The organism is Sphingorhabdus sp. (genome assembly GCF_044239665.1).
Taxonomy (GTDB): Bacteria; Pseudomonadota; Alphaproteobacteria; order Sphingomonadales; family Sphingomonadaceae; genus Sphingorhabdus_B.
In genome coordinates this window covers 1-8646 of record NZ_JBIIBA010000044.1, presented here as the reverse complement: position 1 = coordinate 8646, position 8646 = coordinate 1, and the positions used below count along the sequence as shown (strand labels likewise).

The window sequence follows — 8646 nt, the reverse complement described above, 5'->3', positions numbered from 1 at the left end:
GGACAGGGCAGGGCTTTCGCGCAGAGGGCAGCTGGACGCACCGAAACCTGTTTCCCCCAGAAGGCGCATTGCGCGCGGCCGCATTGCTTGGCACGCAGGAGCAGGCAGCCAGCATCGCGTTTGACCGAACCAATGCCGGACGGCGTGACCGCAATATCGAGATATCTGTCTCGGCATTGCACAGCAATTTTGATGCGTTTGAGGCCTATACCGGCCGGCTGGCCATGACGATGGCGCTGGTTTCAACCCCAATTTGGCAAAAGAAATTTACATGGTCGATAGGTGCGGAAATCTTGGGTACGTCGGAAGATGCCTTTGAATTGGCACGCGGTGTCCGCGACCGGCAACTTTATTATGTTGCCGCTTTGCCGCTGCAGGTTGGTTTTGACCGATCAAACGACTTGCTGGATCCTGTACGGGGCTATCGCGTCAATTTGCGGGTCTCGCCGGAGGCATCGCTGGGTACGGGCAAACAAATTTATGCGCGCGCCATATTAGATGGGTCCTTTTATTATCCGGTGCAGGACAATATCGTAGTGGCGGCCCGCGCGCGCGTTGGAACCATATCCGGCATAATGCGGGATAATCTGGCGCCATCGCGCCGATTCTACGGTGGCGGTGGGGGCTCTGTCCGCGGCTTTGGTTATCAGCGGCTCGGTCCTTTAGATCCCAATTATGATCCCATCGGTGGCAGAAGCCTGAACGAATTTGCGCTGGAGGGACGCTATCGCTTTGGCAATTTCGGCGTGGTTGGCTTTATCGATGCGGGGCAAGCCTATGAATCGAGCATCCCCAAATTTGACGACTGGCGCGTGGGCGTCGGCGTTGGTGGCCGTTTCTATACCAATTTTGGCCCCGTCCGGCTTGATTTAGCAACGCCGCTGAACCGCCGACCAGGTGATTCCCGCTTCAGCGTTTACGTGTCGATTGGGCAGGCGTTTTAATGGTCTGGCGGCGGCTGATAATCGCAGGCGCTGCTATTGTGGCGATTTTGCTGACTATATTGGCGGGCAGCTATGTGTGGCTTGATAGCCAGTCCGGACGGAACTTTGTTGCACGGCAGACTGCTGCTTTTGAACTAGAAAACGGTCTAAACATCCAGATCGGGAAAATTGACGGGTCGATTTATGGCGACGCGATACTGTCCGATGTCCGCTTTCGTGATCCTAAGGGCGAATTTGCACGCGCGCCCGAAATCCGGCTGGACTGGAACCCTTTGTCCTATTTTAGCCAAGGTGTCGCTATCCATGCGCTGACGGCAAAAGAACTGAACATATCGCGCTTGCCTGCGTTTCGAGTGGTCCCCGATCGTGGCGACCCGCTGCTTCCTGATCTCGATATGCACATCAAACGGCTGCAGGTGGACCGCATCGTCTTTGCCAAGGCCATTACCGGTGAGGTGCAGGTGGCGTCCTTATCCGGCAAGCTAAAGATTGCCGATAGGCGCGCGATCATCGACGCGACCGCAGGCAGTCTGCGCGGGGACCGCATCATTTTGAAACTCGATGCCGTGCCCGAAGATAATCGCTTTGATGTCGATGTAAAATTGGATGCACCGGCCAAGGGTCTGTTCGCTGGGTTGGCCGGTCGTGCGGTCCCGATGCAGGCGAATCTGAGCGGTCGTGGTAGCTGGCGCAAATGGGACGGTAGGTTGACGGCGCAATTGGGGTCTGAAGATATTGCGGACCTTGCGCTTACCGCGCGCGCGGGGACGTTTACGATGAAAGGCACCGCAGCTTTGGCCAAAGTCTTGGCCGACAGCTTGCTGGTGCGGGCATTATCGCCAGTGGCCATGTTTGACATGGCGACAAGTTTTGACCGCCGCGTTGCGAAGATTCGCGGCAGCATCCGTTCGGCGTCGGTAACGGTTGATGCCAATGGGGTGGCCGATTTGGGCAAAGGCAGCTTTGATGACCTGGCGCTGGATTTCCGTATACTCCGTCCCGGCATCATCGGGTCGAATGTCAGTGGTGCAAATATCCGCGGCAAGGCCTTACTTAATGGCGCATTTGTTGGCCCCACGGTCACCTATTCCGCTAGCGCAGGTCGGTTGGCATTTGATGCCACAGCATTTGAGGATGTGACCGTCACTGGCGAAATGCAAGGTAAGGCGGATCGCTTCATCGTCCCTGTCGACGCCACGGCACGCCGAGTAACGGGCATCAACCAAATCGCGGGCGGCTTGCTGACCAATGTTCGCGTCAATGGCGATATTGCTATCGCCGATGGCCGTGTGCTCTCCGACAATTTGAAAATCCGTTCCGACCGGATCAATGCAAAGGCGTTGCTGGTCGGTGACATGAACAAAGGTGTTTACACCACCGCGTTAAACGGAAAGCTGGATGGATTTCAGGTCAACTCGGTCGGCCTGTTCAATGTTGTCGCCGATGTTGATGTCGAAACAACGCGAGGCCGTGGCTATGCTTTGGTCGGCACCGTAAAGGCGCGATCAACTCAGCTATTCAGCCGAGGTTTCCAAAATTTCCTTGGCGGCCAAATGTTCGTCAATGCCGACATTCGTTATGGCAGCAATGGCATTTTGCAGATCACCCGCACCAGTTTGGTCTCGCCCTTGTTCCGGCTCAACAGCGGTAGCGGCACTTATGTGACCCAAGGGGGCCGAGTCGTGTTCGACGGCCAAGGCTATTCTAACCAATATGGCCCTGTGCGCGTCGGGATGACGGGTACATTCGACCGCCCAACATACCGGATCACTGCAACCAATCCCGGCTTTGGCGTTGGCATGTCCAATGTAGCTGGCGTGGTAACATTAAGCCCGCGCGGCTATGCAATCGCGATTACGGGATCAACCGATTATGGTCCCATCAGCGGCGATGTCGATGTGCTGGCAGACAACGGCCCGCTAACGATCGACATATTACGCGGGCGTTTTGCAGGCATTGAGGTCACAGGACGCATAAGACAGGCCGCGTCAGGCCCCTTTGTAGGCACGCTAATGGGTGTCGGTTCGGGATTTGACGGAACAATCGCTTTGACGGCACAGGGCGCGTATCAGCGCGCCATCATCGATGCCACCGCATTAAATACTACGCTTTCCGGTGTGCAAAAACTCTCGGTCGGGCGTGGAATTATGAATGCCGACATCATCTTGTTTGATAGCCCGCAGGTCATTGCCGATGTGCAAGTTGAAAACGCTGTGGTGAACGATGTTGCGATCGCCGCAGCACGGGTCAAATTGGATTATCGCGCAGGCGTCGGCACAGCACAAATATTGGCTGAAGGCAGGAGCAATGTTCCTTTTCGCTTCGCTGCCAATGCCGACTTCACGCCGCAATTGTGGCGGATTGCCGCCAAAGGCCGCGCCAATGGTGTCAATTTCGCCACCGACGGCCCAATACGCATTGTCCCGCGCCGAAACAGCTATGACATTTTACCGAGCAATATCAACGTCGCGGATGGCACCTTGCGCATTGCGGGCAGCTATGGCGACGGCTTGATCCTTCAGTCGCGCATAGACAAGGTCGATATCGCAGTGCTTGACCCCTTCCTGCCGGGACTTGGACTTGGCGGGCGTGCAAGCGGCAGTCTGGATTGGTCTCAGACGTCCGTGTCTGCGTTCCCGAATGCCGATGTGCGGCTGGAGATCAGCCGCTTTGTCCGGGCAAATTTGGGGTCGCGATCACAGCCAGTGGACATCAGCATGGTCGGAAGACTTTTACCCTCAGGCGGGAATGCACGCTTTATTATCCGGCGGCGCGGAGCTGCGGTGGGCCGAATGCAGATTGACTTGACCCCATTACCGCCTAGAACGGCAAGCTGGACCGAACGGTTGCTCGCTGCGCCCCTGTCGGGCGGTATTCGCTATAATGGACCTGCCGATACTCTGTTTTCCTTGACCGGACTTGCGGACCAAAGCCTGATTGGCAACATTGGCGTTGCCGCCGATTTTTCGGGCAGGGTGCAGACACCGATGTTGACGGGTGTCGTCCGCGCCAATGACCTTGTGTATGAAAATGATAGCTATGGCACCCGATTGACCAATCTACGTGTGCGGGGCATATTCTCAAACGACCAGTTGGAAGTCACGGAGCTGAGCGCAAAAGCTGGCGACGGCACAGTGACGGGCAAAGGCATCGTCAACTTAAGTGCGGCCAAGGGCTTTCCTGTGCAGCTTAACCTTGACCTCGACCGCGCCCGCGTTGCCCGTAGCGAATTGATTTCGACAACAGCGACTGGCCGGGTCAGCGTCACGAACACCCCAGACGGTGAAGCGTTGGTCAGCGGCACATTGCGTCTGCCTGAAACGCGGTTCAAGATTATCAGGCAAGGCGTGGCCAAGGTGGCAACCTTAACCGGCGTTCGCCGCAAAGCGCCAACGGGCCGGGCACGTGTGTCCGGTGATGCCGATGCGATCAGAAGTCTTCCAAGCAATTGGAAACTCGACATCCGGCTTGAGGCCCCAGACGAGTTATATGTAAGCGGTATGGGACTTGAATCTGAATGGGGCGCCAATTTGTCGATCACAGGGACCAGCGCCGCGCCATTGATTTCGGGTGATATGCAACTTGTACGCGGGACTTTGGGCTTTGCAGGTCGATCCTTTGCATTGGAAAGCGGACGCATTTCCTTCAACGGCGGGCCTGCAAGCAATCCATCGATCCGCGTAACGGCCGCAAGCGAGGTTGATGGAACAACTGTGCGCGTCAATATTGCGGGTACTGGACAAAATCCTGCGATTAGCTTTAGCTCAACCCCTGCCTTGCCGCAGGATGAAATCATGGCGCGGATTTTGTTCGGAAACTCCATCGCCGAATTGTCTGCCATTCAGGCGATCCAGCTTGCGGGGTCACTCAACAGCTTGCGCGGCGGGTCGGGCGGGCTAAATCCGCTGGGTGTGCTGCAATCGGCAACGGGTCTTGACCGTTTGCGTCTGTTGAATGCGGATGCGAATAGCGGGCGCGACATGGCGGTTGCCTTTGGCCAGTATGTTACCAATGACGTCTATATCGAAATTGTAACGGACGCCCGGGGTTATACCGCAACGCAATTGGAAATCAGCCTAACCCGCGCGCTGTCTGTGCTTAGTCAGATTGGCACCAGCGGAACATCGAATATCAATGTTCGATATAAAAAGGATTATTGATGCGCCGTTTCCTGTGTTTGCTGAGTCTGACCGTATCTTCCTTGCTGGCGGCGGGGTGTCAGCAGGACTTTGACACACAATATGCGGAGACGGAGCGCAAGGTGAAGGCGGCTGAAGTAAAAATCGATGCTGAAATGGTCAAGGAAGCCCAGCGCGAACCTATTGAAAATGGCAATTCGGATTAATGCCCATGCTTTTGGGACGACGCCCCCTTCACTTTCTGTGTAACCGGTCCTAACAGATGCAAATGTGGCAACTCCATCAATATCCGCTCTGTCCCTTTTCGCGCAAAGTGCGTTTGCTGCTTGGCGAAAAAGGCGTTCCATACAGCTTGGTGCGTGAGAATCCGTGGGAGCAGCGCGACGAATTTGTGCAAATGAACCCGGCGGGACGAACGCCGGTGATGCGCGATTCCGAACGTAATATTACGTTGTCTGATTCGGTGGCGATTTCCGAATATATTGACGAAACCGTCCCAACGAACCCGATGATCAGTGGCACCGCGCAATATCGCGCCGAGATTCGTCGCCTCGTGTCTTGGTTCGACGAACAATTTTATGGCGACGTGACGCAGCCGCTTTTGCACGAACGCATGAAGAAGCGACTGATTGACCGTCAACCGCCCGAAGCAAAAGTGCTGCGCGAAGCGATGAAGTTGGCGAACGGTCATCTTGATTATATCGACTATCTCATCGACCACCGCGCGTGGCTGGCGGGTTCAACAATGACGATGGCTGATCTGGCGGCGGCGGCTCAGATTTCGGTAGCTGACTATCTTGGCGGCATTGATTGGAATGGGCATGAACAGACCAAGGCTTGGTACGCCATGTTTAAATCGCGACCCAGTTTTCGGCCCTTACTATCCGAACGGATGGAAGTTATCGTGCCACCCAAGCATTATGAACAGGTCGATTTCTAGGCCCCAAAAAGAGCTGATATATAAGCTTTTTCTCACCCGTTTTGGCTATTGATGACGTCTAATTGGATATACCAATCGTTGGTATACTAATCGGCGGCGCTTGCCATCGGGCTCGTTCGCGGCGCAGTTGACCATGTCGACCACTGGACCGGTCGGCCGGACCTCCGCTGCCACGTCATCCCAGTGCAGCGGAGGTCCATCCTTGGGGATATTATATGGTGTCGATTGTTTCCACAGTCGCGTATCTCGGCTTGGAAGCCCGCAGTGTGGAAGTCCAATGCCAAGTCGCACCAGGAATGGTAGGCTTCGCCGTTGTGGGTCTTCCAGATAAGGCAGTCGCCGAAAGTCGCGAGCGGGTTCGCGCTGCAATCTCTGCGCTGGGTCTGGCATTGCCGCCCAAGCGGATCACCATTAATCTCTCGCCTGCTGATCTACCCAAAGAAGGTTCCCATTACGACTTGCCAATTGCTTTGGCATTACTTGGTGCAATGGGGTTGGTGGATGCAGAGTCGCTGGCGCAATTTGTCGTGGTCGGTGAGCTAGGTTTGGATGGCAGAGTGGCTGCATCACCTGGCGTGCTTTTGGCAGCGCTCCATGCCTCGTCACGCGGGCTCGGGTTAATCTGTCCGGCGATGCAAGGGTCAGAAGCGGCTTGGGCGGGCGAAATCGAAGTCGTGGCCGCACCTGACCTACTTGGCTTGCTGAACCATCTGAAAGGGCAATCCTTGCTGCGTCCGCCTGAACCAGGGGTTGCCGCACCGCGCCAAACGGGCCCTGATCTGAAAATGGTAAAAGGGCAGGAGACCGCAAAGCGCGCGCTGGAGATTGCCGCTGCTGGGGGTCATAATTTGGCGATGGTTGGCCCACCGGGTGCAGGTAAGTCGCTATTGGCTTCGTGTATGCCGGGTATCTTACCGGAACTTTCGCCAGCGGAAGCCTTGGAAGTGTCGATGATTGCATCTGTTGCCGGATCTTTGGACGGCGGCCGTTTATTGCGGACACGCCCGTTCCGTGCACCGCATCATAGCGCGTCCATGCCAGCCTTGGTCGGGGGCGGTCTACGTATTCGTCCCGGCGAAGTCAGCCTAGCACATCTGGGTGTCCTGTTCCTCGACGAGCTTCCCGAATTCCAGCGCGGTGTACTCGACAGTTTGCGACAGCCCTTGGAAACCGGTGAAGTCAGCGTCGCACGGGCCAACAGCCATGTGACTTTCCCCGCCAACGTCCAATTGGTCGCTGCGATGAATCCCTGCCGCTGCGGGCATCTTGGCGACGCGGCTTTGGCATGTAGTCGGGCCCCGCGTTGCGCTGCGGACTATCAGGCGAAGATTTCGGGGCCATTGCTTGACCGTATCGATCTGCACATCGAAGTGCAGGCCGTGCGCGCCGCGGACTTGGTCCTTCCGCCCCCTGCCGAAGGTTCGGCAGAGGTGGCCGCTAGGGTGCATGCCGCGCGTGCCCTGCAAAGCGCACGGCTGCAAGGCACCGGCTTGCGTACCAATGCGGATCTTGATGGCGATACACTTGCTGAATTTGCCACACCGGACGCAGCGGGGCAGAAGTTATTGGCCCAAGCGGCAGAAGCGATGCGCCTATCGGCGCGCGGCTACACCCGTATATTGCGCGTGGCCCGCACGATCGGCGATTTGGCCAATGCCAAGGATGTTGGCCGTATACACATTGCCGAGGCGCTCAGCTACCGACGACAACCGCCTCGCAATTGAGCAGCAATGCTGCGGGCGCAGGGCGTTGACGATACAGTGATTTAAAAAGGGCGCCTAAAGCCAATTGGTGCGGATGGCGGGACTCGAACCCGCACGCCCTTACGGACAACAGATTTTAAGTCTAGGACCATTGGTTGCCTACAACTACCTAAACTATCCTAATAGCATGGAACTCATAGATTTTTTATAAATCTCATAGCCCAAACATTCCCGGAACTTCCGTGTAATTCCGAACATGATTACACACGAATTGCACATGCCTTAAGGTCATCTAGCCACCGTCTAACTCGCACCAAAAGTCATACCCCCCACCCCCTTCAAAAACTCAGCTAATCGAGACCCCACCGGGGTGGCACCCCCCTATTCTGGCTGATGGGACCCACAGTTCCTTCTTACATATTATTCTGCACGTCCGATTTTTAGCAAATATTCTAAAAAAGCTGCCGTTCCGTTTACGACCCAATTGCGGATGTTCGAAGCATCCCCTTTCTCGTGACCGCTTTGCGCCCAATTGCAGTCTTTATGAGCGCCGGCTGGTTCCCTCATAAGCGGACATTGGATCACGAAGGATGATATGACTGATTTGTTGGACGTTGCCGACAGTCAGTTATTAGGAGGAGAAGTTTGGTCAGTAGCCCTTTGTTCACCTCAATCCGCAAGGGCCAGCGATTATATAATCAGGGGGCACGACTTCGAATCTTGTAGACGGTATAATTTTTCAAATTCTTAGCTTGAATTAAACTAGGAGCAGACCGCTCTAGGTAAAAATCTTTACATTTCCCGAATTGACTTAACGCGATTTACTCTAGCAAGCCCTCAGACGAGTGTGGCTTGGCTGCAACTGGTCTATCTTCTTGATGTTTGTCATCCCGGGTTCCTTGGGATAGATCCAGCCCGGA

At 55.6% G+C, this 8646-nt stretch carries 5 protein-coding genes; all 5 read left to right on the top strand.

Annotated features, from left to right (window positions below):
• Nucleotides 1-944, top strand: a 944-nt coding sequence (locus ACILP3_RS10145) for an autotransporter assembly complex family protein (RefSeq protein ID WP_395616515.1), incomplete at its 5' end; no start/stop codon positions are given.
• Nucleotides 944-5104, top strand: coding sequence for a translocation/assembly module TamB domain-containing protein (locus ACILP3_RS10140; protein ID WP_395616514.1), 4161 nt, complete (start codon nucleotides 944-946; stop codon nucleotides 5102-5104). The genes ACILP3_RS10145 and ACILP3_RS10140, both read left to right, overlap by 1 nt.
• Nucleotides 5104-5289, top strand: coding sequence for a hypothetical protein (locus ACILP3_RS10135; protein ID WP_395616513.1), 186 nt, complete (start codon nucleotides 5104-5106; stop codon nucleotides 5287-5289). Before ACILP3_RS10140 ends, ACILP3_RS10135 begins: the two co-directional genes overlap by 1 nt.
• Nucleotides 5290-5351: 62 nt before the next feature.
• Entirely contained in the window at nucleotides 5352-6023 is a 672-nt protein-coding gene (locus ACILP3_RS10130) for a glutathione S-transferase family protein (protein ID WP_295491623.1), read from the top strand.
• A 215-nt stretch (nucleotides 6024-6238) separates the two neighbouring features.
• Nucleotides 6239-7747, top strand: a complete 1509-nt coding sequence (locus tag ACILP3_RS10125; protein WP_395616512.1) for a YifB family Mg chelatase-like AAA ATPase — start codon at nucleotides 6239-6241, stop codon at nucleotides 7745-7747.
• The last annotated feature ends 899 nt before the right edge of the window (nucleotides 7748-8646 follow it).

Bases quoted from the DNA above. Each gene is read 5' to 3' on its own strand.
- ACILP3_RS10140 (WP_395616514.1), top strand. From the start codon at position 944: ATGGTCTGGCGGCGGCTGATAATCGCAGGCGCTGCTATTGTGGCGATT.
- ACILP3_RS10125 (WP_395616512.1), top strand. From the start codon at position 6,239: ATGGTGTCGATTGTTTCCACAGTCGCGTATCTCGGCTTGGAAGCCCGC.
- ACILP3_RS10130 (WP_295491623.1), top strand. From the start codon at position 5,352: ATGTGGCAACTCCATCAATATCCGCTCTGTCCCTTTTCGCGCAAAGTG.
- ACILP3_RS10135 (WP_395616513.1), top strand. From the start codon at position 5,104: ATGCGCCGTTTCCTGTGTTTGCTGAGTCTGACCGTATCTTCCTTGCTG.